Annotated in this window: 28 protein-coding genes; 15 read left to right on the top strand and 13 right to left on the bottom strand. The window is 67.0% G+C overall.

Annotated elements, in window-relative coordinates; all coding sequences use genetic code 11:
* Positions 1 to 118: 118 nt before the first annotated feature.
* Together D1409_RS05885 and D1409_RS05880 are read right to left on the bottom strand one after the other, a co-directional pair.
* A complete protein-coding gene (locus tag D1409_RS05885; RefSeq protein WP_123535069.1) occupies positions 119 to 1,942 on the bottom strand; it encodes a PAS domain-containing sensor histidine kinase in 1,824 nt (607 codons plus the stop codon).
* Positions 1,943 to 2,035: 93 nt separating this feature from the next.
* Positions 2,036 to 3,958, bottom strand: a complete 1,923-nt coding sequence (locus D1409_RS05880; RefSeq protein ID WP_123535067.1) for a PAS domain-containing sensor histidine kinase — start codon at positions 3,956 to 3,958, stop codon at positions 2,036 to 2,038.
* A gap of 142 nt (positions 3,959 to 4,100) precedes the next feature.
* Between D1409_RS05880 and D1409_RS05875 the strand changes: the two genes are divergently transcribed.
* The 3 genes from D1409_RS05875 (at position 4,101) to D1409_RS05865 (ending at position 5,345) form a co-directional block, all read left to right on the top strand.
* Positions 4,101 to 4,277, top strand: coding sequence for a ribbon-helix-helix domain-containing protein (locus tag D1409_RS05875; protein WP_123535065.1), 177 nt, complete (start codon positions 4,101 to 4,103; stop codon positions 4,275 to 4,277).
* The gene (locus D1409_RS05870) at positions 4,274 to 4,987 is read left to right on the top strand and encodes a queuosine precursor transporter (protein WP_123535062.1); all 714 of its coding nucleotides are present in this window, start codon (positions 4,274 to 4,276) and stop codon (positions 4,985 to 4,987) included. Before D1409_RS05875 ends, D1409_RS05870 begins: the two co-directional genes overlap by 4 nt.
* Positions 4,988 to 5,081: 94 nt before the next feature.
* Positions 5,082 to 5,345: a hypothetical protein gene (locus D1409_RS05865; RefSeq protein WP_123535060.1), complete on the top strand. Its 264-nt coding sequence runs from the start codon at positions 5,082 to 5,084 to the stop codon at positions 5,343 to 5,345.
* Between the two features lies 1 nt (position 5,346).
* On the opposite strand, the gene D1409_RS05860 is transcribed toward D1409_RS05865, so the two are convergent.
* The gene (locus D1409_RS05860) at positions 5,347 to 6,363 is read right to left on the bottom strand and encodes a DUF5787 family protein (protein ID WP_123535058.1); all 1,017 of its coding nucleotides are present in this window, start codon (positions 6,361 to 6,363) and stop codon (positions 5,347 to 5,349) included.
* A 279-nt stretch (positions 6,364 to 6,642) separates the two neighbouring features.
* Here D1409_RS05860 and D1409_RS05855 point away from each other — a divergent pair, with 279 nt between their 5' ends.
* The 5 genes from D1409_RS05855 to D1409_RS05835 are packed head-to-tail and all read left to right on the top strand — an operon-like array spanning position 6,643 to position 10,020.
* Positions 6,643 to 7,215, top strand: a complete 573-nt coding sequence (locus tag D1409_RS05855; RefSeq protein ID WP_123535056.1) for a DUF7287 family protein — start codon at positions 6,643 to 6,645, stop codon at positions 7,213 to 7,215.
* 1 nt (position 7,216) lies between these two features.
* Positions 7,217 to 7,777: a DUF7288 family protein gene (locus D1409_RS05850; RefSeq protein WP_123535053.1), complete on the top strand. Its 561-nt coding sequence runs from the start codon at positions 7,217 to 7,219 to the stop codon at positions 7,775 to 7,777.
* A complete protein-coding gene (locus D1409_RS05845; protein WP_123535052.1) occupies positions 7,765 to 8,775 on the top strand; it encodes a DUF7261 family protein in 1,011 nt (336 codons plus the stop codon). Before D1409_RS05850 ends, D1409_RS05845 begins: the two co-directional genes overlap by 13 nt.
* On the top strand, positions 8,775 to 9,233 hold the full coding sequence (locus D1409_RS05840; protein ID WP_123535049.1) for a DUF7266 family protein: 459 nt from the start codon (positions 8,775 to 8,777) through the stop codon (positions 9,231 to 9,233). Before D1409_RS05845 ends, D1409_RS05840 begins: the two co-directional genes overlap by 1 nt.
* Positions 9,226 to 10,020 carry a DUF7289 family protein gene (locus D1409_RS05835; RefSeq protein ID WP_123535048.1) on the top strand — a complete coding sequence of 265 codons (795 nt, stop codon included), beginning with the start codon at positions 9,226 to 9,228 and terminating at the stop codon, positions 10,018 to 10,020. Before D1409_RS05840 ends, D1409_RS05835 begins: the two co-directional genes overlap by 8 nt.
* Before the next feature lie 96 nt (positions 10,021 to 10,116).
* On the opposite strand, the gene D1409_RS05830 is transcribed toward D1409_RS05835, so the two are convergent.
* Together D1409_RS05830 and D1409_RS05825 are read right to left on the bottom strand one after the other, a co-directional pair.
* Positions 10,117 to 12,291, bottom strand: coding sequence for a polymer-forming cytoskeletal protein (locus tag D1409_RS05830; protein WP_123535045.1), 2,175 nt, complete (start codon positions 12,289 to 12,291; stop codon positions 10,117 to 10,119).
* A gap of 213 nt (positions 12,292 to 12,504) precedes the next feature.
* Positions 12,505 to 13,410, bottom strand: coding sequence for a winged helix-turn-helix domain-containing protein (locus D1409_RS05825; RefSeq protein WP_123535043.1), 906 nt, complete (start codon positions 13,408 to 13,410; stop codon positions 12,505 to 12,507).
* A 202-nt stretch (positions 13,411 to 13,612) separates the two neighbouring features.
* Here D1409_RS05825 and D1409_RS05820 point away from each other — a divergent pair, with 202 nt between their 5' ends.
* From D1409_RS05820 to D1409_RS05795, 6 genes are all read left to right on the top strand, one after another.
* Positions 13,613 to 13,969, top strand: coding sequence for a response regulator (locus D1409_RS05820; RefSeq protein ID WP_235853515.1), 357 nt, complete (start codon positions 13,613 to 13,615; stop codon positions 13,967 to 13,969).
* A 114-nt stretch (positions 13,970 to 14,083) separates the two neighbouring features.
* Positions 14,084 to 15,316, top strand: coding sequence for a translation initiation factor IF-2 subunit gamma (locus D1409_RS05815; protein ID WP_123535040.1), 1,233 nt, complete (start codon positions 14,084 to 14,086; stop codon positions 15,314 to 15,316).
* A complete protein-coding gene (locus tag D1409_RS05810; protein ID WP_123535038.1) occupies positions 15,313 to 15,744 on the top strand; it encodes a PIN domain-containing protein in 432 nt (143 codons plus the stop codon). Before D1409_RS05815 ends, D1409_RS05810 begins: the two co-directional genes overlap by 4 nt.
* A 1-nt stretch (position 15,745) precedes the next feature.
* Positions 15,746 to 16,321, top strand: coding sequence for a DNA-directed RNA polymerase (locus tag D1409_RS05805; protein ID WP_123535036.1), 576 nt, complete (start codon positions 15,746 to 15,748; stop codon positions 16,319 to 16,321).
* Positions 16,318 to 16,518 (top strand): transcription elongation factor subunit Spt4, encoded by a 201-nt coding sequence (gene spt4, locus D1409_RS05800; protein WP_123535033.1) that lies wholly within the window; start codon positions 16,318 to 16,320, stop codon positions 16,516 to 16,518. The genes D1409_RS05805 and spt4 overlap by 4 nt, the downstream gene beginning before the upstream one ends.
* Before the next feature lies 1 nt (position 16,519).
* On the top strand, positions 16,520 to 17,071 hold the full coding sequence (locus D1409_RS05795; protein WP_123535031.1) for a GTP-dependent dephospho-CoA kinase family protein: 552 nt from the start codon (positions 16,520 to 16,522) through the stop codon (positions 17,069 to 17,071).
* A gap of 165 nt (positions 17,072 to 17,236) precedes the next feature.
* On the opposite strand, the gene D1409_RS05790 is transcribed toward D1409_RS05795, so the two are convergent.
* The 8 genes from D1409_RS05790 to D1409_RS05755 form a co-directional block, all read right to left on the bottom strand.
* A complete protein-coding gene (locus tag D1409_RS05790) occupies positions 17,237 to 18,151 on the bottom strand; it encodes a family 43 glycosylhydrolase (RefSeq protein ID WP_123535029.1) in 915 nt (304 codons plus the stop codon).
* A 63-nt stretch (positions 18,152 to 18,214) separates the two neighbouring features.
* Positions 18,215 to 18,724, bottom strand: coding sequence for a dihydrofolate reductase (locus D1409_RS05785; RefSeq protein ID WP_235853514.1), 510 nt, complete (start codon positions 18,722 to 18,724; stop codon positions 18,215 to 18,217).
* The gene (thyA, locus tag D1409_RS05780) at positions 18,724 to 19,722 is read right to left on the bottom strand and encodes a thymidylate synthase (RefSeq protein ID WP_123535027.1); all 999 of its coding nucleotides are present in this window, start codon (positions 19,720 to 19,722) and stop codon (positions 18,724 to 18,726) included. Before thyA ends, D1409_RS05785 begins: the two co-directional genes overlap by 1 nt.
* Before the next feature lie 87 nt (positions 19,723 to 19,809).
* Positions 19,810 to 20,007 carry a hypothetical protein gene (locus tag D1409_RS05775; RefSeq protein WP_123535025.1) on the bottom strand — a complete coding sequence of 66 codons (198 nt, stop codon included), beginning with the start codon at positions 20,005 to 20,007 and terminating at the stop codon, positions 19,810 to 19,812.
* Complete coding sequence (locus tag D1409_RS05770) at positions 20,007 to 20,384, bottom strand: Rid family detoxifying hydrolase (RefSeq protein ID WP_123535023.1); 378 nt, start codon at positions 20,382 to 20,384, stop codon at positions 20,007 to 20,009. The genes D1409_RS05775 and D1409_RS05770 overlap by 1 nt, the downstream gene beginning before the upstream one ends.
* A gap of 59 nt (positions 20,385 to 20,443) precedes the next feature.
* Positions 20,444 to 20,959 carry a DUF2243 domain-containing protein gene (locus D1409_RS05765; protein WP_123535022.1) on the bottom strand — a complete coding sequence of 172 codons (516 nt, stop codon included), beginning with the start codon at positions 20,957 to 20,959 and terminating at the stop codon, positions 20,444 to 20,446.
* 118 nt (positions 20,960 to 21,077) lie between these two features.
* Positions 21,078 to 21,419, bottom strand: a complete 342-nt coding sequence (locus tag D1409_RS05760) for a glutaredoxin family protein (protein ID WP_123535020.1) — start codon at positions 21,417 to 21,419, stop codon at positions 21,078 to 21,080.
* Between the two features lie 95 nt (positions 21,420 to 21,514).
* Positions 21,515 to 22,921 carry a heme-copper oxidase family protein gene (locus D1409_RS05755; RefSeq protein ID WP_123535018.1) on the bottom strand — a complete coding sequence of 469 codons (1,407 nt, stop codon included), beginning with the start codon at positions 22,919 to 22,921 and terminating at the stop codon, positions 21,515 to 21,517.
* 122 nt (positions 22,922 to 23,043) lie between these two features.
* Here D1409_RS05755 and D1409_RS05750 point away from each other — a divergent pair, with 122 nt between their 5' ends.
* The gene (locus tag D1409_RS05750; RefSeq protein ID WP_123535016.1) at positions 23,044 to 23,436 is read left to right on the top strand and encodes a DUF7383 domain-containing protein; all 393 of its coding nucleotides are present in this window, start codon (positions 23,044 to 23,046) and stop codon (positions 23,434 to 23,436) included.
* The last annotated feature ends 113 nt before the right edge of the window (positions 23,437 to 23,549 follow it).

The following is a 23,549-nucleotide window of genomic DNA, read 5'->3' as shown; positions in this document are numbered from 1 at the left end:
TTCCTCCGTCGGCGACAGCCGACCAGTCAGAACCCGCCTACCAGCGTGTGGCGACCTGTTCGTGCGTGGCTCCTCCGCTGTTTGCGCGTGACTCCTCCACTGCTCGCACGTGACGCCGTTACTCCCCGCGCGTGACGCCGGTGAACTCGAAGCGCGCGCCGGGGAGCTGCTCGCCGTCGGTCGCCTGCACCGACCAGCCGTGGGCCTCGGCGATCTCCCGGACGATGGCGAGGCCGAACCCGGTGCCGTCCTCGTTGGTCGTGACGCCCCGTTCGAACACCTCGTCGCGCTCCGCTTCGGGGATCCCGGGGCCATCGTCTTCGACGTAGAATCCGGGGACGTCGTCGAGCGTGCCGACGCGGACGGTCACGTCCTCGCCGCCGTGCTCGACTGCGTTGCGAAAGAGGTTCTCGAAGAGGCGCGCGAGTCGGCTCGGGTCGCCCTTGATCGCGTACTCCCAGTTCTGGTCGAACGACGCGGCAGCGGTGGCGACCCCCTCCCAGGCGCCGGCGGCGACGTCGGTGGCGTCGAACCACTCCATCTCCTCGATGTGACTCCCCTCGCGAGCGTAGGCGAGGACCTCCTCGATGATCGACTCGATGCGCTCGTGCATCTCCTCGACGGCGTCCAGTTCGGACTCGTCTCCCGACTGGCGGTAGAGGTCGAGGCGCCCCTGGGCGACGTTCAGCGGGTTGCGCAGGTCGTGGGAGACGATGCTGGCGAACTCGTCGAGGCGCTCGTTCTGCCGGTCGAGTTCGCGCTCGCGGTGTTTCTGGTCGGTGATGTCGACGGTGACGCCGATGATGCCTTGGGCGACGCCGTCGCTGTCGTACCACGGCGCCTTGGTGGTCTGGTAGAACAGATCCCTCCCGTTGGGCGGCTGGGCGTGTTCCACCCGGTTGCGGATCGGCTCGCCGCTCTCGATGACCTGTCGGTCGTCTTCGACCGCCTCCTCGGCGAGGTGCATCTCGTAGAGGTCGAAGTCCGTCTTCCCGTGGACCCCCTCGGGCGTGTGGATGATCTTCCCCTCGGGCGACTCGATGAACGGCTCGACGACGTCGTCGCTGACGAGGACGTGCCGGCTCCGGTCGTCCTTGAAGTACACCGACATCGGGACGTGCTCGACGAGCGAGCGCAACATGGCCGCCTCGTCGTGGTCGAGCGGGCCGTCGCCGGTCCGGTCGTCCGATGGCTCGGGCACCGTGGCGACGAGGTACCCGGTCCCGCCGCGCTCGTCGACGACGAGGTCGACCTCGGTCTTGAACGCGGTCCCGTCGGTCGCGTTGCAGTGCCACTCCCGGGTCTCGTAGTTGCCGCCGCGTGCCCGTTCGACCATCGACGCCACGGCGTCCTCGTCGTCGATCCACTCCAGTTCCTCCTCGCCGGACGCGCCGCGGCCCTGCCCGCGGAGTTCGTGCGTGATGTCGGTCACCAGGAGGTCCTCGATCGTCGACCCCGCGAGGTCGGCCTCGTTCCACCCCCAGCGCTCGTAGAACCGCTCGTTGGCCTCGCGGAGCGCGAGCGTCTCCGGGTCGAACTCGACGACGGCCTCGTCCGCGAAGTCCGCCAGTCGCCACGCGGTCGTCGAGCCCGTGACCTCGACGAGGTGGGCGAGCCGAACCGGAAGCGTCGTCGCGAGGTCGGCTCCCGGACGGACGTGGTCGGCCCGTGGGTCGCCGACCACCGTCTCCACGTCCCCCCGATCGAGGTCGGCCGCGACCACGACCGGCGTCGCCTCGTCGCTCTCCCTGAGTTGTTCGTACGCCGCCGCGCTCGAACAGACCACACAGTCGAGCGACTCGTCCGAGAGCGCGTCGTCGAGTCGGTCGTCGTCGGTGACCGTCACGCCGCTCTCCCCCGAAAGCGCCGCGACGAGAGGTGTCCGCCGGTCGCCTGGCGCGACGACGGCGACACGGGTCGCTCCGTCCCCCGGGTCTGACATTGGGACCTTATTTGCCAGTTCGATTCAAATATCTCCCGGTAACGGATCGGATACTGACAAATTCGACGGTGGCACACCAGGGTCGCCCCGGACTCAGAGGTCGTCGCCGCGCGGCACGCCCCTGAACTCGAAGCGCGCGCCACGGTCGCGCTTGGCGGGCTCCGTGTCCGGATCGGGGGTGTCGCCGTCTGAGGCGCTCCGGGCGCCGTCGGCGACCCTGGCCGTCCAGCCGTGGGCCTCGGCGATCTCCCTGACGACGGCGAGGCCGAACCCGGTGCCGCCGTCCTCGGTGGTGACGCCCCGCTGGAACGCCGTGCCGGGGTTCGATAGCTCGATGCCGGGGCCGTCGTCCTCGACGTAGAACCCGGGGTCGTCGTCGAGCGTGCCGACGCGGACGGTCACGTCCTCGCCGGCGTCGTCGGCCTCTGGCCGACTGCTCGTGGAACCGTGTTCCACGGCGTTGCGAAAGAGGTTCTCGAAGAGGCGCGCGAGCCGTTCGGCGTCGGCCTCGATGGCGTACTCCCAGTCCTGCTCGAGCGTCGCGGTCGCGGTGGCGACGCTCCCCCAGGCCCGCGCTGCGACCGTGGCGCCGTCGAGCCACTCCGTCTGTTCGACCCGACTCCCTTTGCGGGCGTAGGTGAGCACGTCGTCGACGATCGACTCGATGCGGTCGTGCATCTCCGCTATCACGTCGAGTTCGGACTCGTCTCCCGACTGGCGGTAGAGGTCGAGCCGCCCCTGGGCGACGTTCAGCGGGTTGCGCAGGTCGTGAGAGACGATGCTGGCGAACTCGTCGAGGCGCTCGTTCTGCCGGTCGAGTTCGCGCTCGCGGCGCTTCTGGTCGGTGACGTCGACGGTGATGCCGACGATCCCCCGGAGACGGCCGGACTCGTCGTACCACGGCGCCTTGTTCGTCGAGAACCACAGGTCCCGGCCGTGGGGCGGCTGGACGTGTTTCTCTTTGTCGCGCAACGGCTCGCCGCTCTCCATGATCCGCTGGTTGTCGGCGGTCGCCTCCTCGGCCACGTCGAGGGGGTAGAGGTCGAAGTACGTCTTGCCGTGGACGTCGTCGGGCGTGTGCATGATCTTCCCGTCGGTCCCCTCGATGAACGGCTCGACGAGGTCCTCGCTCACCTGGACGTGTCGGCCCCGCGTGTCCTCGAAGTACACCGACATCGGGACGTGTTCCATGACCGAGCGCAGCATCGCTGCCTCGTCGTAGTCGGCGTCCGGGTCGTCGTCTGGCACCGTCGCGACGAGGTAGCCGATCCCCGCCGAGCGGTCGGCGACGATCTCCACCTCGCTCTTGAACGCCCCGTCGACGCCGGCGCAGTGCCACTCTCGGCGCTCGAAGTCGCCGGTCATCGCCCCCTCGACGAACGTCTCGACCGGCCCGCCGTCTCTGATCCACTCCAGTTCTTCCTCGCCGGGCTCGCCCCGGCCCTGGCCGCGGAGCTGGTGCGTGATGTCGGTCTCGCGCAGGTCCGCCAGCGTCGCGTCCTCCAGGTCCGCCGGATCGAGCGCCCAGTGCTCGAAGAAGGCGTCGTTGGCCTCGCGGACGGCGTAGCTTTCGAGTTCGAACGAGACGATCGCCTCGTCGCTCAGGTCCGCGAGGTGCCAGCCCACCTCGTCGCGCTCGTGCTCGACAAAGTCCCGCACTCGCGAGCGCACGAGGCGTTCGGTGTGGTCGCCGTCGGCGACGTACGCCGCCACCGGGTCGTCGAGCACACGGTCGAGCAGGTCCGCCGGCACGCGCTCGCCGCCCGGGTCCAGCACGACCACCGGTCGCGCCCGGTCGGTCTCCCTGACGGCGTCGTACACCGTCTCGTCCGGCCCGCAGACGATGCAGGCCGCACCGTCCTCGACGCCCTGACGGGCCGCGTCCGGTCCCTGACCCGACGGCGTCGTGACGGCGAGCGACGAGTCCCCCTCCAGCGCCGCGACCGCCGCGTCGCGGACCGTCGCGTCCGCCGCGACGACCGCGACCCGTGCCGAGATGTCACCCGAGCGAGGCATGGCCCCGACTATGCCGGTATCGCAAATAAACGCACCGCCGGTAGCGGGACACCGTCTCCGTGCGCGGAACAGGGGCCCGGAGCCGCTCGGCTCCGGCCGAAGCGAACCAGCTATATTCTCGGAGGAGCCTCTGGATAATATCATGCCGAAGATCAGCGTGGAGGTGCCACAGGAACTGCTCGAGGACCTGGACGAGCACGTCGGGGAGGACGGGAAGTTCGTCAACCGGAGCGAGGCCATCCGCGCCTCGATGCGCAAGACGCTCGACCTGCTCGACGACATCGACTCCCGGCAGGGGCGACTGGAGGAGGAGACGTGACCGACGCCCGCCCCGCGCCGTCGCCGGTCCAGGTCGGCCTCATCGGACTGTTCGTCACGGCGCTCGTGACCGCGCAGGTGACCGCCTCGAAGCTCCTGCAGTTCGGCCTCCCGTTCGAACTGCCGCTCGCGGGCGGGTCGCTCGTGCTCCCCGGCGCGGCGCTCGCGTACGCGGTCACGTTCTTCGCGTCGGACTGTTACGCCGAACTGTACGGTCGCAAGGCCGCCACCGTCGTCGTCAACGTCGGTTTCGTGATGAACGCCGTGCTCCTCGTGCTCGTCTGGAGCACCATCGCCGCGCCGGCGCTCCCGCAGGCCGCCCCCGGCCAGATCGATCTCGCGGCCTTCGAGAGCGTCCTCGGGTCCAGTACGGCGATCGTCGCCGCCAGCCTCTCGGCGTACCTCGTCAGTCAGAACTGGGACGTGTTCGTCTTCCACTGGATCCGCGACTACACCGACGGCGAGTACCTCTGGCTGCGCAACATCGGGTCGACGGCCACGAGCCAGCTGCTCGACACCGTCATCTTCGTCTCCGTCGGCTTCGTCCTGCTCGGCGAGACCACCTTCTCGACCGCCGTCACCCTGATCGCCGGCCAGTACGTCTTCAAACTCCTCGTCGCCGTCGTCGACACGCCCTTCGTCTACGCCGTCGTCGCCGCCGTCCGCTCCGGGAAGACCGCCGACGCCACCGCCTACTCGCGACCGGAGTGAGGCGACCGTCGCGGTTCGACCCGCTCGTTCCGCGCCCGTGGCGCCGGTCCGTTCGACCCCTACAATTATGCCGATACACCGTCTGGAACGTGGCATGAACGTGGACGCCGACGAATTTATCGACGAGCGACCCGCCGCGGCGACGGCCGTCGTCGCGGCCGTTGCCACCGCCGCGTACGCCGGTATCCAGCTCGTCCTCGACGGCGAGGTGGCACTGGCCGAGACGGCCGCGTTCGTCCTGATATTCACGCTCGTCTACGTCGGGGGCAACCGCTACCTGCAGAGCCGAGGGGCTGACGGCGACAGCGGCGACAGCGGTGACGGCACGGCCGACGCCGTCGACCCCGCCGACGAGTGACTCACTCCAGAAATCTGCCCAGCCCCGACTGCCGCCGAGCGACGCCGGCCGGGTCGGGCTCCCACGCGCTCCGCCGCGCCCGGATCGCTTCCGCTTCCGTCTCTTTCGCCTCGTCTTCGTCCGCTTCCGCATCGTCTCTCTCCGCCTCGTCGACCGGTTCGTACGCCGGACACGCCGGCCCGCAGTCCGCGACCGGCCGGACGAGTTTCGCCTTCCACTCGCACCACGGGAGCCCCGCGTCCGCGTGGTCGGCCGGCTCTGCCGCGTCGGGGACACAGCGCGCACAGTCCGGTAGGTCGTAGGTCCGCCAGCCCTTCCCGTAGGCGCGCTCGGCGATGCGGCGGCGCTGTCGCCGCTTCTCGGCGACCGTCGCGGGCCGCACGTCTGTCCGTCCGGGCTCGCGGTCGAGCAGTTCGATGCCCGGCTCGTCGGTCGCCAGCGGCTCGGCCTCGCGGACGACTTCCCGCTCGCCCGTCTCGGGGTCGAACCGCCAGACCCCGACTTCCGCTGGGAGCCGGTTGAGGTGCGCGCCGGTGACGTACGTCTCGGTCGCGAGGACGACCTCGTCGAACACCCCGAGTGAGACGTCGATACGCAACTGGTCGCGCAGGTCGCCCGGGCGGTCGAGGTCCGGTTTGTTCTCGATCCCGACCAGCGAGTCGAACCAGTCGGGGTAGCGGACGGTCTGGCGCACCGCCGTGCTCGACCCGCTGCGCTCGCGCTCGAAGAAGCCGAGTTCGACCGCCCGCTCCGCGACGGCGCGAGCGCGGTCCGGGTGGCAATCGAAGGCCGCAGTGACCGACCGCGCGGTGCCCGGCCCGACCCGGCTCTCGATGGCCAGCGGCGGGATCGTTTCGGGCGTGATGGCCGCACGGCGGTCGAACTCGGGCCCCGGCTCGACGCAGACCACGTCGGCGACTCGCCGACCGTGGACCGCGGCGCCGAGCTGTCGACCCACGACGCGGTCGGGCCGCTCGAGGTGGGCACACAGCGCGAGTTCGAACGCGAACTCCTGCACGTCCGGGCGTTAGCGCGAGCGGATATAAGCCCGCTGGCGGCGGCCGTCCGCTGGCGACGGACGTTCACTGGCGGCGACCGAAGTGGAGTAACTGGCCAGTATCCGCATCGAAATGGCGAAAGAACTATGTAAATCTGTTAAGCTATGTCATATACGACAAACAGGGGTGACGACATGGGGGCATGCGGGCTGGGACCCGCAGGCCGGGAGTCGGACGCCGACGTGACTCACGGAGGGGTCGCTGGCGGCCGGTAGTCGTCGCTCGCGACCGAGGGACTGATGGAACGGGACAGTGGCGGACGGCGGGTCGGGTTCACCGAACGGGCACAGTCAGTCTTCGACTTCTCGATCGGTGTGACCCTCTTTCTGGTCGTCGTGCTCGGCGTGCTGGTGTTCGTGCCGACGGCGTTCGGATCGATAAACGACGATGCGGGGGTCAGCAACGAGGACAAGCTCGCAGCCGAGCGTGTCGCGGACCACCTCGTCGGGACGTCGTTGGCGGCGTCGAACTCATCGAGAGGTCTGAGTCGGGTCTGCACGATAGCGTACTTCCGTAACACTGCGGAGTGTGGATTCGAAACGAGAAACTCGCTATCGGAGGATTCGGTACGTGCCTCGACGCAACCACTCAACGTGACGATCGAGGGAGACATCGACGGTGACGGCGTTCGTGACCTGCTCTGCTGGGACCAGAGTGCGGAGACGCTGGCCCGTGTCGCGAACTGCGGCGATCCTGCAGACACGTCGTTCACTGGCGGGTCGAGTGCGACCGCGAACCAGAACTACGTGACGGCCACGAGATTCGACCGACTGGAAGGTAGAGACGTGTTCGTCGTCGTCAGGACGTGGTAAGATGATCGGGGACAACAAGTACACGACGGAAGAGAGGGGGCAGTTGTTCGCACTCGAGGGATTGCTGGCTGCACTGGTTGTGCTCGCGGGGATCGCGTTCGCACTGCAAGCCACGGTACTCACGCCGTCGACGAGCGGGGCGACAGAAGCACCCGCCGATGCGACGATGGTCAATAGCATTCTCACGACGGCGGCCGAAAACGGGGAACTTCAAACGGCGCTCGTCAACGACTGGGGTGGCGCCGGTTTCTCGGGGTCGGCCGGGCAATGGTACACCGGTTCGTATCCGTCGAACGATTTCGGGACCGCGCTGGAGCAGGGACTCGGACCGACGGTCACAGTTAACGTTCTCATCTATCACCGTCAGCCGATGGACGGCCACCAGCAAACACGCTTCATCTACAACGGTGCGCCCGGCGACGGGGCCGTTCGGAGTTCGACGACTCTGACCTTGTACGATCGCGACGTTTCGAATCCAGGGACGTTCTACGCCGAAGACGTGAGTCCGAGCACGGAACTGTACAACGTTCTCGAAGTCGAGGTGGTCGCATGGCAGGGGTAGCGTTCGGTGAATCGAGGGAGATAGAGCGTGGGCAACTCCTGCTCGCCGGTGCGTTCGTGTTGGCGGTCGCGCTCATCGGTCTGACCGTCGTCCTCACGTCGAGCAGTTACACCGGAACTCTGGCCAGCCAGGAAAGCGAGGTCGTCCGCGGTAGTGATGCGATCACAGTTCGCGACTCGGTCGACACCGACCTGACCAGACACTTCCGATACGTCTTCGAAAATTACGCACCCAGCAATCGCCGGGCACAGTTCAAATCAGTCCTCTTCCCGATTGGGAACGAGACCAATACCCACTACGCGAGTCGAGGGCGGATGGTCAACGTGACGGAACCACCGAGCGGGGGGATGTTCATCGAAGGGACGCGATTCAAACAGGTAGAGCCGTTCCAGAAATTTACGCAGCCAGCGGGCGGTGGAACCGGGGGAACGGACTACTGGTATCCCGCCGAGAACGTCGAACTGAGAAATGCGACGATAGTGGTCAATAACATACTGGGCGGGAATCAACCCGAAGAAGCATTCAATATGAGTCTCGATACGCCGGCGGCCGCCGGCGGAAACTGGAGTTTTGTCGTGTACGAGGATTTCAGCAGGCCGTCCGGTGAGGAGCTAATCATCAGAAGTAGAAGCCCTACCGATACTGTTCGAACCTGCTATAGAGATGAAGTCTCGAGTTCTTCTTCGAAAAAGGCCACGATCCATCTCCACAATGGCACGGTTAACGGAGACGACTGTGATGCGTTGACCCCGATCGATCCTGGCCGTCACAAGTACACGCTCAACTTCACTCGCGGCGAGAAAGTATTCGGGAAGTACTGGATGATCGTCGACAAACCACCGACAGAAGGGAGTCCGACTCTCAACTCGAAATTCGCAGCCGGTACCCGGTCGACCGCAGAACCAGTTCTGTTCGGTGCCCGCGTCAGATATCGCTATCACTCGGGGACGGTCGCCTACGAGACCAACATCGACATCGCACATCGGGAGATATCATGATGGACGACCGCGCAGTATCGTCGGCAGTCTCGTACGTCCTCATCATCGCACTCGCGTTCACGTTGACGACGGGGCTCGTTCTCGGGACGGAGTCGCTCGTCGAGAACCAGCGCCAGGACACCGCCCGCCAGCAACTCGAAGTCGTCGGCCAGCAACTCGCCTCGACGGTCATGAACGTCGACCGGTTCAACGAGACCGAAGCGGTCCCGGAGACGGCCGCGATAACGCGACAGTTTCCCCAGCGTGCGGCGGGGTCGCAGTACCAGGTCGGTGTACTCGTCGACGACAGAGACGCCGGCCGGTACACGCTCTATCTCGACGCTGTCGACTCCAACACGAACGTTACGGTGCCCGTTCGAACCGCCGATTCGGACCTGCGTCCCGTACGGGTCAACGGCGGGACTCTCCGTGTCACGTACGTCGATGCCACCGACGAAGTGGTGATCGAGCATGCGTGAGGAATCCCTCCGATCGAGCGAGCGCGGGCAGAGCGAACTCATCGGCTACGTACTGGTGTTCTCGGCGGTCATCCTGGCCATCGGGTCGGTCGTCACGTTCGGGGTAACCGCTCTGGACGAGGTGCAGTCGGCGACCGTCGCCGACAGCGGCGAGTTCGCGATGCAGTCGGTGTCGGCCGACATGGAAGCGCTGTACTACGGAACGGCCACGAGTCGCAATACGGAGCTCACGCTCGAATCGGCGACGCTCGAAACCGGTGCGCCGACGATCGTCAACGTCACGGCCAACCGTGGGGGCACGAAAGTAGCTACCAACCGGACGTTCAGGCCGATCGTTTACAAGACCGACGACGTGGCGATCGCCTACGAGAACACACTTATCGTCCGTGACCAGGCGCGAGGTTCGGTCGCCGTCAACGAACCGCTCGTATCTATCTCCGACCATCGTGCGGTCATCCCGGTCGTCGAGACGAACGCCTCCGTCCAGAGCGTCGGCGGGAGCACTCAGCAGGTCAACGCAATGTTGAACGGCAGCACAGCCGAGTCGCTGACTAGCAAGTCCGGAGATAGCGTGCGACTGAACGTGACTGTCCAGAGCGTTCCCGACCGAGTGGACGTGTGGGAGCGCCAACTTAACGAGAGTGTCGGCGATATGGTCCGCCCTCCCAGCGCACCGCTCGCCGGTCGTCCAGCGTGCAAGCGGCCGGAACCGGGATACGTCACCTGTATCGTCGCGACGGACCGGGTTGTCATCTCACACGCGGAGATCGATTACGAATTGCGGTAGCTATCTTGTTCTGGCGTCCCCGAAGTCTCCAAGCGCGATTGCGGAATTACTTGCGACGAGATCCTGTCACTGCCCTCTCTGACGGCGGTCGACTTTTCAATCTTCGACCGAGACGACGCGAGCAGACGTTCGGAGGTACGCGATTCGACCTTTCTTCGATGTACCAATCGTGAGCGCCGCTTCGTTCTTCAGCGTCATGTCGTACTCGATGGTCGCGTCGTTCGTGAAGTGTTCCAAGTTCGCAACGATACCTCCTCGTACTGTTGCATGTTTGTCTAGATACACGTCGGTCCCGTCGCCGTCGCTCCCACTTCCGGGACCGTAGATCACACCTGTGAAGACGGCGTGCTCCTTGATCTTCACTTCGTCATCGGGATCCAGATACACCCAGAACTTTGCCGCCTTGTCGCTTGGCGTCGTAACCTCACCGCCCGAATCCGGGTCGGTCGATGAACCACCGTCCATATGCAGCGAGGTGCTCGTTCCGGCACCTTCGACGAACACCGCGACGCGGTTGTCGTTGTTCCCGATGACGTTGATTTCGGCATTTTTCGGAATATCGACGTTTTCTTCGACGTATATTTTGATGGCCCCGTCTCTCGTGTCGAGTGTCAGGTCGTCGCCCTGTCCCAGGCGCAGGTGATTCAGTTTATACGTTCCATCGTCGAGTGTGCAGGACTCCGACGTCCCGTCGGGGTCGCAGTCGAGAGTACCTGAAGAGATGTCCGACGCACTGTCGCCGACACTCGGTTCTTCATTCGTAATGTCAACTTCTTCAGGTTGGTCCGAGACGACCATATCCTGCAGGCCGTCGCTCATCTTGTCCTTGACGTCCGATTCTGGCAGGTTCTCGTGGATCTCTGTCGACGATTTGGGATTCCCGCTCGAATCCCGAAGTTGCGCGCCACCGGTCACCTTCACCTGATCCGTGACGTAGATGTCTCCGTGGACTGTCACAGTGCCTTTGATCCTGACGCGCCCGTTGACGACGAGGTCTCCTTTTATTTCAGTACCGTCCTCTATCTTCAGTTCGTTGCTACTCGGATTGGGCTCGACGTAGAGTGACTCTTCGATCGTGACTCCCCGGAACGCTTTGACCTTCCCGTCGATCCGCACGTCGTCCTCGAACGTCACCCCACTGTTGGGAAACGTGACTGTGTCACGGATGTTAGTATACCCTTCAAAGGTGACATCGTTCTCTATCGAATAGGCGGAGCTCGACGAGCGGCGCTCGCCCAGAAGTGTCTCCCCTTCAACATTCACACCACCACACGAACTTGAACCGTATATCTTCTTGCTGTCGGGGAATTCTTCCACGACAAAGTCTCCCTCGATCGTGAAGCAGTTCGTAAGCCCCCCCTCTGCAGATTTGAGATACACATCGCCACTTGAACAACTCGTCGTACCGGTTGGGTCGTAGCAAGTCGTACTCGCCGACTTGGCGACGTGTGAGCCGATGCCGCGAGACGAGAACACGGCCCGGGAGATAGTCGCGCCCGTCTTTGCCGGTCCTTCGAGCGTGAACGATACTCGCTCGTTGTCTGAGTCGTAGTCGACGTCGGTTCCGACCTGATCCCGGAACGCGCTCCCCCAGGCCCGATAGTATTCACTCTCGATTGTGATGCGGACCTCTGTCCCCGGTGTAAGTGGGTTGACCGAATCGTCGGCCGCGGTTTTCGGGTTCCCATCCAGACGTGAGAGGACGTCTTCGACGCTCGTTCTCCGTAGCGTCACCCGGTCGTCGACGTTCTTTCCTGAAACGACGACGATGGGGACCGTGAGTGACGATCCGTCTCCTGCTGCTCTGTAACTCACTTTCGGCGGTGAGACGACCGACGATCCGTTGCCGGTTTTTTCGAAGAGCCCACCGTTCTGGTAGGCGAGCGTTCGCTGGTCTTGTTCGTACTGGATCTCACCGAGCGTCAACGTGACAGAGTCCGTCGCTCCGGAGTCCTGATGGACGATCGAGACAGTCATCTCACCTGCAGTCTCGTCTACCTTCGCCGACCCGTCACGGAGAGCATTGAGTTCGACGTTCGCTGTCTCTTTCCCCTGAGACACTCGCTCGATCTCCGATCCGAGCGATTGCATCGACTGCTCGGCGGCCTCGTAGGAAGATTCGCTCTGCGCCTCGTTTATCGCCGTCGACCCCGCGACGACGACAACCGTCGCCCCCGCGACGATCAATCCTGCAAGTAGTACCACGGCGATGACGTTCGATTGCGCACGCCACTCTCGCCACCCTATCTCCCGATGTGCACCCCTTCGCATCGTTAGTACTCGATTGTAGTAATGTTCTCTTACGGTGAGATAACGTTTTCGGCCCCGAACGAGGCCAGCGGGGAATTACCCTCTCAGACCCTTTCAGAGAGGATTTCTGCCGACAGGTCGCCCGGAACGACTGTCGGCGAATCCGGCAGATAGCGACTGGATCGAACGAAAACTCGACCGGCGAACGAACGTCCACTCGTCGATAGGACGATCTTACCCGTCGCAGGAGACGCAGTCGCTATCCACCACGTCCAGGTTTCCGTCGAGCGTGACGGTCAATCGGTCGTCGGCGAGGGTGATCTCGACGGTGACGCGCCAGGGGTCGACGCTATCGACGGTGGTGTACTCGTCGTCGACGCACCACGGGAGCGTCCAGTAGGGGCGTGAGGACAGGTCGATGCCGTGGTCGTCGTAGAACGCCGTCACCACCGACTCGTCGAGGAGGACGAGGCCGACCGGGGAGCAGAGTTCGTTGCGACAGCGTTCACAGACGTGTTCGGCGCGCAGCGACACGTCGAGACAGCAGTCGCCGCCGCGGACGATCTCGGTGTGGATGCGGCCGGCGCAGGAGGGACAGACGCCGTCGGCTGCCAGACAGTGGAGGTGGCGGACGCGCTCGTCGAAGGCGGTCGCGATCTCCGCGTCGGTGCGGTCGACCAGTCCCCCAGGGGGGAACTCGTACTCGCCGTGGGACTTCCCGCAGTCGACGCAGTCGATGCGGAACTGCTCGTCGGCGTAGCGGGCTTCGAGGCCGCCGCCACAGCGGGTGCAGGCGCCCTCGACCTCGAAGGGGTCGACGTCGGGCTGGCGGGTGAACGTGCCCGCGCGGACAGCGCGGACGACCTGTGCGCCGGCGTGGCGGAGGTCGTAGCCGTCGTCGGTCTTGGCGACGAACTGGTCGGTGAGCTGCTGGAGGTGGTAGTTGAACTGCGCGCTGTCGCGCATGTCCACGTCGTCGTGGAGCGCGGAGAAGGAGACGGGGCGGTCGTCGGCGCGCCAGAGCGCCTCCAGAATGTCGAGGCGGGTCTCGTTGGCGACGACGCCGAACGCCTCTGCGGGGTCGACCGCCGCCGCGTCGGCGTCGGCCTCCTCGCCGGCCTCGTCTCGTGCTCTGCTCATACTCGATCGTTTGCCACCACTCCCCAAAAGGGTTCCCTGAAGCGGTTTTTTGAAGCATTTCTGTCAGTACGGCGGGGTAGTTTCAGCGAGCGAAAACGCTCGCGTCCGCTTACTTTGGAGTACTCGCAAGACGTGAACGATGTGTGCATCGAGCGATACGGGCCCCAGTTTCCGGTCGACCGGGCGTTGTGAGACGCGAACCGTGCTGGTCGTGGACGACGACCCGGAGCTGACAGCGCTGGCGGGCGCCTATCTGGGGCAGCTCGAGGACGTGGCGGTCCGGACGGCGTCCGACCCCGAGGACGCGCTCGCGCGGCTCGACGAGACGGTCGACTGCGTCGTGAGCGACTACGAGATGCCGGTGATGGACGGGCTCGCGCTGCTCGACGCGGTCCGCTCTTCGTATCCCGACGTCCCCTTCGTGCTCTTCACGGGCGTCGGCGACGAGTCGGTCGCCGAGCGGGCCCGCGAGCGCGGCGCGCAGTACATCCGAAAGGGACCGTCGGCGGGTGGATTCGACCGGCTCGCGGCGGAAGTCGAGGCGGAACTCGGTCGTTGACCCGTCGGACCGGTCGACGAGCGGGTGTACGAGCGCGTTTCGCGGGCCGCGACGAGCGCAAACAGTAGGTTTATCAGTCGCAGAGGGCGAAGATTCCCCAAGATTACTCTCCAGATGACGACGAACACACAACCGGAGGTGAACATCGGACTCGTCGGTCACGTAGACCACGGCAAGACGACGCTGGTGCAAGCCCTGTCGGGCGAATGGACGGACCAGCACTCGGAGGAGATGAAGCGCGGGATCTCCATCCGCCTCGGCTACGCCGACGCGACCTTCCGCCAGTGTCCGGACGGGGACGTCCCCGACGCGTACACTGTCGAGGAGACCTGCGGCGAGCACGACGTCGAGACGGACGTGCTCCGCACGGTCTCGTTCGTCGACGCTCCGGGCCACGAGACGCTGATGGCGACGATGCTCTCGGGCGCGTCGATCATGGACGGAGCCGTCCTGGTCGTCAGCGCGAGCGAGCCCGTCCCCCAGGCACAGACCGAGGAACACCTGATGGCGCTGGACATCATCGGGATCGACAACATCGTCGTCGCCCAGAACAAGATCGACCTGGTCGACGCCGAACAGGCCCGCGAGAGTTACGAACAGATCCAGGAGTTCGTCGAGGGCACGGTCGCCGAGGGGGCGCCGATCGTCCCGATCAGCGCCCAGCAGGGCGTCAACATGGATCTCCTCATCGACGCGGTCGAGCGCGAGATCCCGACGCCGGACCGAGACCCCGACGCGGACGCGGAGATGCTCGTCGCGCGGAGCTTCGACATCAACCGGCCCGGCACGAAGTGGGGCTCGCTGCTCGGCGGCGTCCTCGGCGGGTCGCTCGTCCGGGGCGAACTCGAGGCCGACGACGAGATCCAGCTCCGCCCCGGCCGCGAGGTCGACGAGGGCGGCCAGTCCGAGTGGCAGCCCGTCGAGACCACGGTCAGGTCGCTCCAGGCGGGCGGTCAGAGCGTCGAGACGGCCACGCCCGGTGGACTGCTCGGCGTCGGGACGGGGCTTGACCCGTCGATCACGAAAGGCGACGCGCTCGCCGGACAGGTCGCGGGGCCGCCGGGGACGCTCCCGCCGACCCACGAGCAGTTCACGATGGACGTGGACCTGCTCGACCGCATCGTCGGCGAGGACGCCGGCGACGTCGAGGAGATCTCGACTGGCGAGCCGCTGATGATGACCATCGGCACGGCCACGACGGTCGGCTCGGTCACCAGCGCGCGCGGCGGCGAGGCCGAGGTCGCGCTCCAGCGCCCGGTCTGTGCCCGCGAGGGCGCGAAGATCGCCATCAACCGACGGCTGGGCGGCCGCTGGCGGCTCATCGGGATCGGTACGCTGCGGGAATGAAGGTCGTCATGGACACGAACGCACTGATGATGCCCGTCGAATGCGACGTTCGCGTGTTCGAGGAACTGGAGCGGCTGGTGGGGGGCGTCGCGCAAAGCGCGACGGAAACGCCGAGCGGCGACGAGCCGCGAGGCCAGAGCGAACTGCTCGTCCCCGAGGCCGTCCTCGACGAACTCGCGAAACTCGCGGACGGGGCGGGCGAAGAAGCCACCGCGGCCAGCGTCGGGCTGGACCTCGCGCGCGACCGCTGTGAGTCGGTCGCCCACGACGAGGACTACGCGGACGACGCGGTGCTCGCGCTCGCCGAGCGCGACGACGTTTCACACGCGGTCACGAACGACGGCCCCCTCAAACGCCGGCTGCTCGACGCGAGCGTTCCGGTAATTAGTTTACGGGCCGAGAACAAACTCACAGTCACTCAACCATAACATGTACAAACGGGTTACACTCCGCGACACGGTCGAAGTTCCGCCGGCACACCTGGCGGAGGTGACGCCGGGGCTGGTCAAACGGCTCCTGCAGGACAAGCTGGAAGGACGAATGGACGAAGACGTCGGATCGGTCGTCTCCGTGATCGACGTCCACGATATCGGCGAGGGCGCGGTCGTCCCCGGGCAGGAAGGGGTCTACTTCACCGCCGAGTTCGACGCGCTGACCTTCGATCCGAAGATGCAGGAGGTCGTCGACGGCGAGATCGTCGAGGTCGTCAACTTCGGCGCCTTCGTCGGCATCGGGCCGGTCGACGGCCTGCTCCACGTCTCGCAGATCTCCGACGAGTACCTCGCCTACGACGAGGAGGGGCAGATGCTCTCCTCGCGTGACTCCAACCGCACGCTCGGGGTCGGCGACGCCGTCCGGGCGCGGATCGTCACCAAGAGCATCGACGAGCGCAACCCGCGCGACTCGAAGATCGGCCTCACGGCCAAACAGGTCGGCCTCGGCAAGCACGGCTGGCTCGAAGAGGACCGTCAGAAGCGAGAGGCGGCGCAAGCGGGTGAGGACTGATGGCCGACAGACTGGTCTGTCGCGAGTGCCACCGCGTGCAGGACTCCGAGGAGGCCGAGACCTGCATCTCGTGTGGCTCCTCGTCGCTGACGGAGGACTGGGCGGGCTACGTCGTCATCGGTCACCCCGACCGCAGTCGCATCGCCGAAGAGATGGGCGTCACCGAACCCGGGCAGTACGCGCTGAAGGTCCGCTAACGTGACTGTCGTCCTCGAACTCCAGGCCGCGCTTCGATCGGAGCTCAAGGACCCGTTCGGTCCCGTCTCGACCGACACGGCCGCCGTTCTCGCGGACGCCGGCGACCCGCTCGTCACCGTCGGCGACATCGTCACCTACCACACGCTCGCCGCCGGGCACACGCCCGACGTGGCGTTCGTCGACGAGCGCACGGAGCGCACTGCCGTCGACGACGAGATCAGCGAGGCCATCGAGGACTCGCAGTTCGACCGCGTCGTCGCGGTCGAGAACCCGGCCGGCACCCTCACCGCCGCCCTCCTCGACGCGCTGGCCGACGCGCTCGCGACCGGCGAGCGAACGCTCGTCCGCGTCGACGGCGAGGAGGACCTGGCGGCCCTGCCCGCTATCGCCACCGCGCCCGACGGCGCGAGCGTCCTCTACGGCCAGCCCGGCGAGGGCGTCGTCCACGTCGGCGTCGACGCGGGCGTCCGCGAACGCCTCGTCACCCTCCTCGAACGCATGGACGGTGACCCCGACCGCGCGCGCGAACTCCTCCGCTGCGACCGCGCGTAGCCGTCGCTCCGTCCGCGACGCGACCGCTCGATTCTCGATTCGTCGCGCAGAACGACACCTGCCAGTCGAACCGCCGACCGCGAGCGGTCGGTCGTTTGCGCGAGGGGCCGTGGCCTGGCGTTCGCATCTCCGCGTGCCGGCCGCGACGAGAGCCGGGATCGCGGGTCACGTATCGAGCGGGCGAATCCGCCCGTCGTCGTCGAACTCGACCCGGAGGGCCGCCGGTCGCTCGCGGAACGGGGCGTTCTCGTCGTTGCCGAAGAACGTGCTCCACAGGTCGCCGGCCGCGTCCCGGAAGAAGACGTTGTGCCCGCCGTGCGGGATCGCCAGGTAGCGGTCCCCGTACGGACCGTAGAGGTCGTCCGCGCTCGCCACGTAGCAGTGGTAGTCGCCGTCGACGAAGTCCGCGGCGGCGAGGTGATAGCGCCCCGCCGCCCGAAACAGGAACGCCCCCTCGAACCCGACCTCCTCGGCGTTCGCCGGAGCGAGGTGCGTCAGGTCCTCGGTGATCCCGGTCAGCTCCTCGTTCATGGGCGCGATCTTCCCGTTGCCGCAGACGAAGTAGACGGTGCCGTCGTCGTCCTCGAACAGCGAGGCGTCGATGTCGCCGCTGATCGGCAGGTCGGGTTCGATCGCCGACTCGTAGGGCCCGCGCGCCTCGCCGCTGGTGCTCTTCAGGACCCCGTTGCCCAGCCAGGGGATGCTGTAGGTGATCCAGAACGTGTCCCGCAGGTAGTGGATCTCCGGTGCCCACAGCGGCCGGAAGGGGGCGCCGTCGCGCTCCTGGATCTGGCGCTGCCAGGTCCCCTGCCGGTCGACGCTCCAGACGACCGAGCGCTCCCGGGGTTCGGTGACCACGGGTTCCCAGCGCTCGAGGTCGGGCGACTGCCAGACCCGCAGGTCGCCGGTGACGCCCCACCAGTCCGGGGCGCCGGTGGTGCCTGTCAGGTAGTACGTGTCGTCCGGTCCGCGACAGATCGAGGTGTCTCTGACGGGGTAGTCGAACAGCGGTTCGACGTCGGCGACGACGGTCGCGCCGTCGCCCGTCCGGTCGTCCGTCGTGTCGGCGTCCTCGCTCATCTGTCCTCGCTCGACTTCTCAGCGGTCCGCCACCGACAAAGCCGTTGTGTCCCCGGAACCCGCTCAGGCGCGCTCGTAGGTCACGAACGACAGTTCTCCCTCGGCATCGCGGGCGACCTCGACCCACTCCGCCGGGTCCCACTCGGGAAATCGCGTGTCCCCCTCCGGTTCCAGTGGAACCTCGGTCAGTACGAGTCGATCCGCTCTGGGCAGGAACTGCTCGTAGACGGTCGCGCCGCCGGCGACGAACGCCGTCTCGGTGCCCGTCTCCGCGGCCGCCTTGACCGCGGCGTCGACGCCCTCGACCTGGACGACGTCTTCCGGCGCGTCCACGCCCGACCGAGTCAGCACGACGTTCGTCCGGCCGGGGAGCGGGCCGCCGAGCTGTCCCGAGATGGACTCGTAGGTCACCCGGCCCATGATCACCGGATGGCCCGTCGTCGTCTCCTTGAAGTGAGCCAGGTCCGCCGGGTAGTGCCACGGCATCTCGCCGTCCGCGCCGATGACGTCGTTCTCGGCGACGGCGGCGACGAGCGCTATCTCCATCGACGAGTCGGCCGAGTCCACCGTCATCACTCCGCGACCGCGAAGTCGAGTCCGGGCGCGGCGTCGTAGTCCCGGAGCTCGACGTCCTCGAACGCGAGGTCGTCGATCGGTTTGTCGGCCACCTCGATTGTGGGCCGCTCGCGCGGTTCGCGGGTCAACTGCTCCAGCAGGTTCGGGACGTGGTCGGCGTTCTCCGTGCCGGGTTCGTCGGGCGCCTCGGTCAGGATCCAGTCTCTGACGCCCGCGTACTCCGCCCGCTCGTCGACCGCGGTCATCCGCTCGCGCAGTTCCTCGCGGTTGGCCTCGTACCACTCGCCGCGCGCCCCCTCGCCGCAGTAGGCGTGGGCGTCGACGATGGAGTGGGAGAACTTCCCGACTTCGAAACCGGTGCGCTGGGCGACGATGTGGGTCACCAGCGAGTAGGCGGCGATGTTGAACGGGATGCCCAGCGCGATGTCGCCCGAGCGCTGCGTGAGGTGGAGGTTCAACCGGTCGCCCTGGACGTTGAAGACGAACGTGTAGTGACAGGGCGGGAGGGTGCTGACGGCCGCGTTGGCGGGGTGCCAGGCGTTGACGACGATCCGGCGCGACTGCGGGTTCTCGCGCAACTGGTCGAGGACGTACTGGAACTGGTCGAAGGTGCGCTCGTCCTCGTTCATCCAGCGGTGGGCGTCGTCGGGCCAGGACTCGCCGTCGAGCCCGCCCTCGGGGACGGGGTAGCGCCGCCAGAAGCGGCCGTAGGCGGTGTCGAGGCGTCCGTCCTCGTCGGCCCACTCGTTCCAGATCTTCGTCTCCTCGCGGAGGGTGCGGATGTGCTCCTCGCCGGAGAAGTACCAGAGGAGCTCGTGGATGAGGGAGTTCCAGCGGTACCCCGAGAGGTCCTTGGTGGTCAGGAGCGGGAACCCCTCGCGCAGGTCGACCTCGTGGTGTGCGCCGAACGTCGACAGCGTGTCCACGCCCGTCCGGTTCGGCTTGTACGTACCCTCGGCGACGGCCTCCCGGACGAGATCCAGATACTGCTGCATCGTGAGGCGTATCTGCAGCGCCCGACCAAAAACCCACAGCTTCTCGGTCGACGCCGCTCGGTCGCCCCCTCGCGTCCACCAGTCAGGTCAGCGAGCACGCGCGTCGAGTCGTCGACCGAGGAGCGCCGTTCCGACGAGCGTGAGCACGGCGACGGCGACCGTGGTCCCGACCTTCGCGAGGAGCGTCACGCGCTCGCCGCTCCACAGTTCGTACCCCTGGAGGAGCACGAGGTAGCTGAGCGCCCCGAGCGCGACCCAGCCGACCGACCGCCGCCAGTCGCGCATCACTTCGTCGCGACGGCCTCGATCTCGACGCCGACGCCCTTCGGGAGCGCGTCGACGCCGACGGCGCTCCGGGCCGGCGGCTCGTCGTCGAAGAACTCCTCGTAGGTGTCGTTCATCGCGTCGAAGTCGTCGATGTCGTCGAGGTACACGGTGACTTTCAGCACGTCGGCCATGCTCGCGCCCGCTTCCTCCAGGATCGCCGCGACGTTCTCTAGCGACTGCTGGGTCTGCACGTCGATGTCGGCCTCGTCGAGGAGGTCGCCGTCCGGCGTCATCGGGATCTGGCCCGCGGTGAACACCAGATCGTCCGTCTCGGTCGCCTGGCTGTACGCGCCCACTGCCGCGGGCGCCGCGTCGGTGCTGACGATGCGTTTCATATCCGAAGGAGCGACCGCGACGGCCTTAAAATCACGTCTGTCCGTGTCGATCTCTCCTCCTATCGGGCCTCGCTCAGCCGAGTCGCGCTGTCGCGGCGGACCAGCACGTAGCCCGCGACGACGAACAGCGCTCCCCACGCCAGGAATCCGAGGTCCCACAGGAGCACGGGCCCGGGGCCGTCGGGTCGGACGTGGTGGATCGCGAGCAGGTGATGGTCGACGACGCCCTCGACGAGATTGAACAGCCCCCAGCCGAGGACCGTCGACCCGAGCAGCGTCCGGCCAGAGGGTGGGACGACGGGGTCGCGCCACGCGCGCCACAGCAACCAGACGCCGGCGAGGGTGAAGACGTACGCCGCGACGTGGAAGAGCCCGTCGGCGAGCACGTTCAGCGGCAGGTCGCCGGCGACGCTCGGGTCGGGATGGGCCGAGAGCATGTGGTGCCACTGGAGGACCTGGTGGAGGACGATCCCGTCGAAGAAGCCGCCGAGGCCGACGCCGAGGACGACGCCGGCCCGGGCGAGCGGGACGATATCTGCCGGGACGCCCAGCCAGGTGCCCGACCGGTCGCTCATGCCGGCGATAGGCGGACCGCGAGCAAAAGCGCGCGGCCGGCGAGCGAAACCCCGCGTGGGCCCCCCTCGCGGGCGCGGCGACGCTCGGGTTCGGGCGATCGGGTTCAGTCGGCCCGGTTCAAGCGGTCAGCTTCGGTTCGAGGTCGCCGCGCTCGTCGAGCTGTTTGAGGATGTCGCTGCCGCCGACGAACTCCCCGTCGACGAACGTCTGCGGGATGGTCTCGCGGTCGCTGTGTCGCTCGAGCGCGGTGCGGAACTCGTCCAGCGATTCGAGCGTGTCGACGACCTCCACGTCGTCGCGGTACTGCGTGAGCAGCGTCAGCGCCCGGTCGGAGTAGCCACACTGGGGCATCAGCTCCGTCCCCTTCATGAACAGGACGACTTCGTTGTTCTCGATGGCGTCGTCGACTCTCTCGTCGACCTCCTCCTGGGGAAGGCTCTCGTTCGGGTCGAATGTCATACCGGTATCCTGGGACCCCTCGTGGATACCTCTTGCGACGACCGCGTGGAGCGTCGCACTGGCGCGACCGACGAGTCGCGACCCTCGCCGCGCCGTCACCGCGGCGCGTCGTCGGGCGCGCTCGGCGGCGTGTCGTCGGCCGCGCCCTGTTGGCCGTCGGTCGGAGCACCGCTCGGCGCCCCGCTCTCGGCGAGTCTGGTGACGAGCACGCCCCGGAGCGAGTGGGGGCTGTGCTCGCGGACGACGACGAGCATGTTGGCGGCGAAGAGGGCGAACCCGACGGTCGCGAGCGCGCCCGCGCCGGCGGCGACGAGCGCGGGGAGCGAGAGCGCGCTCGCGAGGACGAGGCCCGCGGCGCCGCCGAGGATACAGACGAAGTCGGCGGCGGCGACCCGGTCGTCGTAGAGGTCGTCGATCATCGGCACCTGCTCGTAGCCGAGCAGGTCGCTGTAGCGGTGGACCCACACGATGAATGGGACGACGTGGTACAGCGTCCCGAGGACGACGAAGCCGACGACGCCGAACAGGAGCAGGTGGCGGGGACCACCGCCCAGCAGGGCCGTCCGCGAGAGCGGGTCGACCAGCCAGGCCCGGGCGCTGAGCAGCGCCCAGGCGACCATCGCGACGGCGACGACGGCGTAGCGCGAGAGCATCGGCGTCCACTCGACCTCCGTCTCGACCAGCCGGCGCGCGAGGAGGACGCCGAAGCCCAGGAGCGCGACGGCGACGAGGAGCCCGCCGCCGCGAGCGAGCGGTGCCGACCCGAGGAACCGGCCGGTCGCGAGCGCGAGGACGCCGACGGGGTAGCCGACCGTTTCGAACCGCTGGAGATGGCGGTCGACGCCGTGGAGTTCGGTCTGGGTGAACATCGTCGCGAGCTGGTAGAGCGCGCCCAGCACCGTCGTCAGGACCGCGCCGAACACCGCCAGCGTGGCGTGGGCGGCCGAGACCCGGGGGCGAGCCAGCCCGGCGGACGAGAGGACGGGGACGGAGTAGTCCATCGCGAGCGCGAAGCCCATCGCCGGGACGACGGCGAAAAAGCCCAGCGCGAGCGCGAAGTGGCGCTCGGTCACGTCCCAGGGCCGCGCGCCGAGGAGCGTCCGGCCGACGTTGTAGACGAACGTCCAGAACCCCAGTACGGCGAGTATCCCGAACGCGTGGACCCAGCCGAGCGCACCGGCCGCGAACGACGCCGCCATCCCGCCGACGCCGGCGGCGACGAGCCACAGCTGCACCGTCGCGAGCCGCCGGGAGTGGAGGGCGGCGTTCGACCACACGGGGACGAACTGCACCATCGCGCCCATGATCGTCACGCAGACCCACCCGGCGAGCAGGAGGTGGACGTGTGCCAGCACGGAAAGACCCGGCAGCGCACCGAGGGCGTCGAGCACGCCCGCGACGCCGCCGGCGACGAGCAGGCCGAGTCCGACGAGGAAGTGGCGGAGCGGGACCGTCATCGGTGGCTGCTGGTCGGTGTCGACCGCCCCCGGGATGGCGCTCATACCCGCCGGTAGGGGCCAGGAACTCGTCGGCCTGTGGCCGAACACGTTCGGCCGACCGGCATCGACACCAACGACCCATCACCGGACCGGACTTATAAATCGTCTGAAGGCCAAGTGTCGGTATGGCAGACCGCCGTCCGAACTACGCGGTCGTCCCGTTCCAGCAACACCTCGGACAGAACGAGGAGAGCCTCGCCGTCCCCTGGGCGGAGTTCGTCGGCGACGAGACAGACGAGCTGACGTTCACGGTTCCGACCGACGACGCCACCGACGCGTATCTCGAACTCCAGGCGTACGACGTCGAGGAGTACGGCCACGAGATCCGGGTCAACGGCGCCGCGCTCTCGGGGTTCGACATCCCGCCCAGCGACGGCTGGCAACAGTGGATGGACACCCTCTCGGGGATCGAACTCCACGAGGGCGAGAACACGATCAAAGTCGAGCGCGACGCGACCACGACCGACGCGTTCGTCGTCGGCGTCGTCATCGTTCACTGGAAGGAGCCCGTCTCCTGACCCCCCGGGGCCGACGCCCGACTCCGACCCGCGCGCGAGCGAACTGACCCGGATCTCCCGCCGAAGACATATAAACCCCGCCTCACTCCCCGAAATACGCGTTGGTAACACGT

This window comes from Halosimplex salinum (assembly GCF_003730195.1).
Lineage (GTDB): Archaea > Halobacteriota > Halobacteria > Halobacteriales > Haloarculaceae > Halosimplex > Halosimplex salinum.
Note: the sequence above shows the minus strand (reverse complement) of the source record. Positions and strands in the feature narration are given on the sequence as shown.

Coding starts and splice junctions, on each gene's coding strand:
- D1409_RS05875 (WP_123535065.1), top strand. CDS start 4,101: ATGCCGAAGATCAGCGTGGAGGTGCCACAGGAACTGCTCGAGGACCTG.
- D1409_RS05750 (WP_123535016.1), top strand. CDS start 23,044: ATGGCAGACCGCCGTCCGAACTACGCGGTCGTCCCGTTCCAGCAACAC.
- D1409_RS05785 (WP_235853514.1), bottom strand. CDS start 18,724: ATGACGGTGGACTCGGCCGACTCGTCGATGGAGATAGCGCTCGTCGCC.
- D1409_RS05855 (WP_123535056.1), top strand. CDS start 6,643: ATGGAACGGGACAGTGGCGGACGGCGGGTCGGGTTCACCGAACGGGCA.
- D1409_RS05845 (WP_123535052.1), top strand. CDS start 7,765: ATGGCAGGGGTAGCGTTCGGTGAATCGAGGGAGATAGAGCGTGGGCAA.
- D1409_RS05840 (WP_123535049.1), top strand. CDS start 8,775: ATGGACGACCGCGCAGTATCGTCGGCAGTCTCGTACGTCCTCATCATC.
- D1409_RS05880 (WP_123535067.1), bottom strand. CDS start 3,958: ATGCCTCGCTCGGGTGACATCTCGGCACGGGTCGCGGTCGTCGCGGCG.
- D1409_RS05765 (WP_123535022.1), bottom strand. CDS start 20,959: ATGAGCGACCGGTCGGGCACCTGGCTGGGCGTCCCGGCAGATATCGTC.
- D1409_RS05810 (WP_123535038.1), top strand. CDS start 15,313: ATGAAGGTCGTCATGGACACGAACGCACTGATGATGCCCGTCGAATGC.
- D1409_RS05770 (WP_123535023.1), bottom strand. CDS start 20,384: ATGAAACGCATCGTCAGCACCGACGCGGCGCCCGCGGCAGTGGGCGCG.
- D1409_RS05805 (WP_123535036.1), top strand. CDS start 15,746: ATGTACAAACGGGTTACACTCCGCGACACGGTCGAAGTTCCGCCGGCA.
- D1409_RS05755 (WP_123535018.1), bottom strand. CDS start 22,921: ATGAGCGCCATCCCGGGGGCGGTCGACACCGACCAGCAGCCACCGATG.
- D1409_RS05865 (WP_123535060.1), top strand. CDS start 5,082: ATGAACGTGGACGCCGACGAATTTATCGACGAGCGACCCGCCGCGGCG.
- thyA (WP_123535027.1), bottom strand. CDS start 19,722: ATGCAGCAGTATCTGGATCTCGTCCGGGAGGCCGTCGCCGAGGGTACG.
- D1409_RS05835 (WP_123535048.1), top strand. CDS start 9,226: ATGCGTGAGGAATCCCTCCGATCGAGCGAGCGCGGGCAGAGCGAACTC.
- D1409_RS05790 (WP_123535029.1), bottom strand. CDS start 18,151: ATGAGCGAGGACGCCGACACGACGGACGACCGGACGGGCGACGGCGCG.
- D1409_RS05760 (WP_123535020.1), bottom strand. CDS start 21,419: ATGACATTCGACCCGAACGAGAGCCTTCCCCAGGAGGAGGTCGACGAG.
- D1409_RS05850 (WP_123535053.1), top strand. CDS start 7,217: ATGATCGGGGACAACAAGTACACGACGGAAGAGAGGGGGCAGTTGTTC.
- D1409_RS05775 (WP_123535025.1), bottom strand. CDS start 20,007: ATGCGCGACTGGCGGCGGTCGGTCGGCTGGGTCGCGCTCGGGGCGCTC.
- D1409_RS05830 (WP_123535045.1), bottom strand. CDS start 12,291: ATGCGAAGGGGTGCACATCGGGAGATAGGGTGGCGAGAGTGGCGTGCG.
- D1409_RS05815 (WP_123535040.1), top strand. CDS start 14,084: ATGACGACGAACACACAACCGGAGGTGAACATCGGACTCGTCGGTCAC.
- D1409_RS05825 (WP_123535043.1), bottom strand. CDS start 13,410: ATGAGCAGAGCACGAGACGAGGCCGGCGAGGAGGCCGACGCCGACGCG.
- D1409_RS05885 (WP_123535069.1), bottom strand. CDS start 1,942: ATGTCAGACCCGGGGGACGGAGCGACCCGTGTCGCCGTCGTCGCGCCA.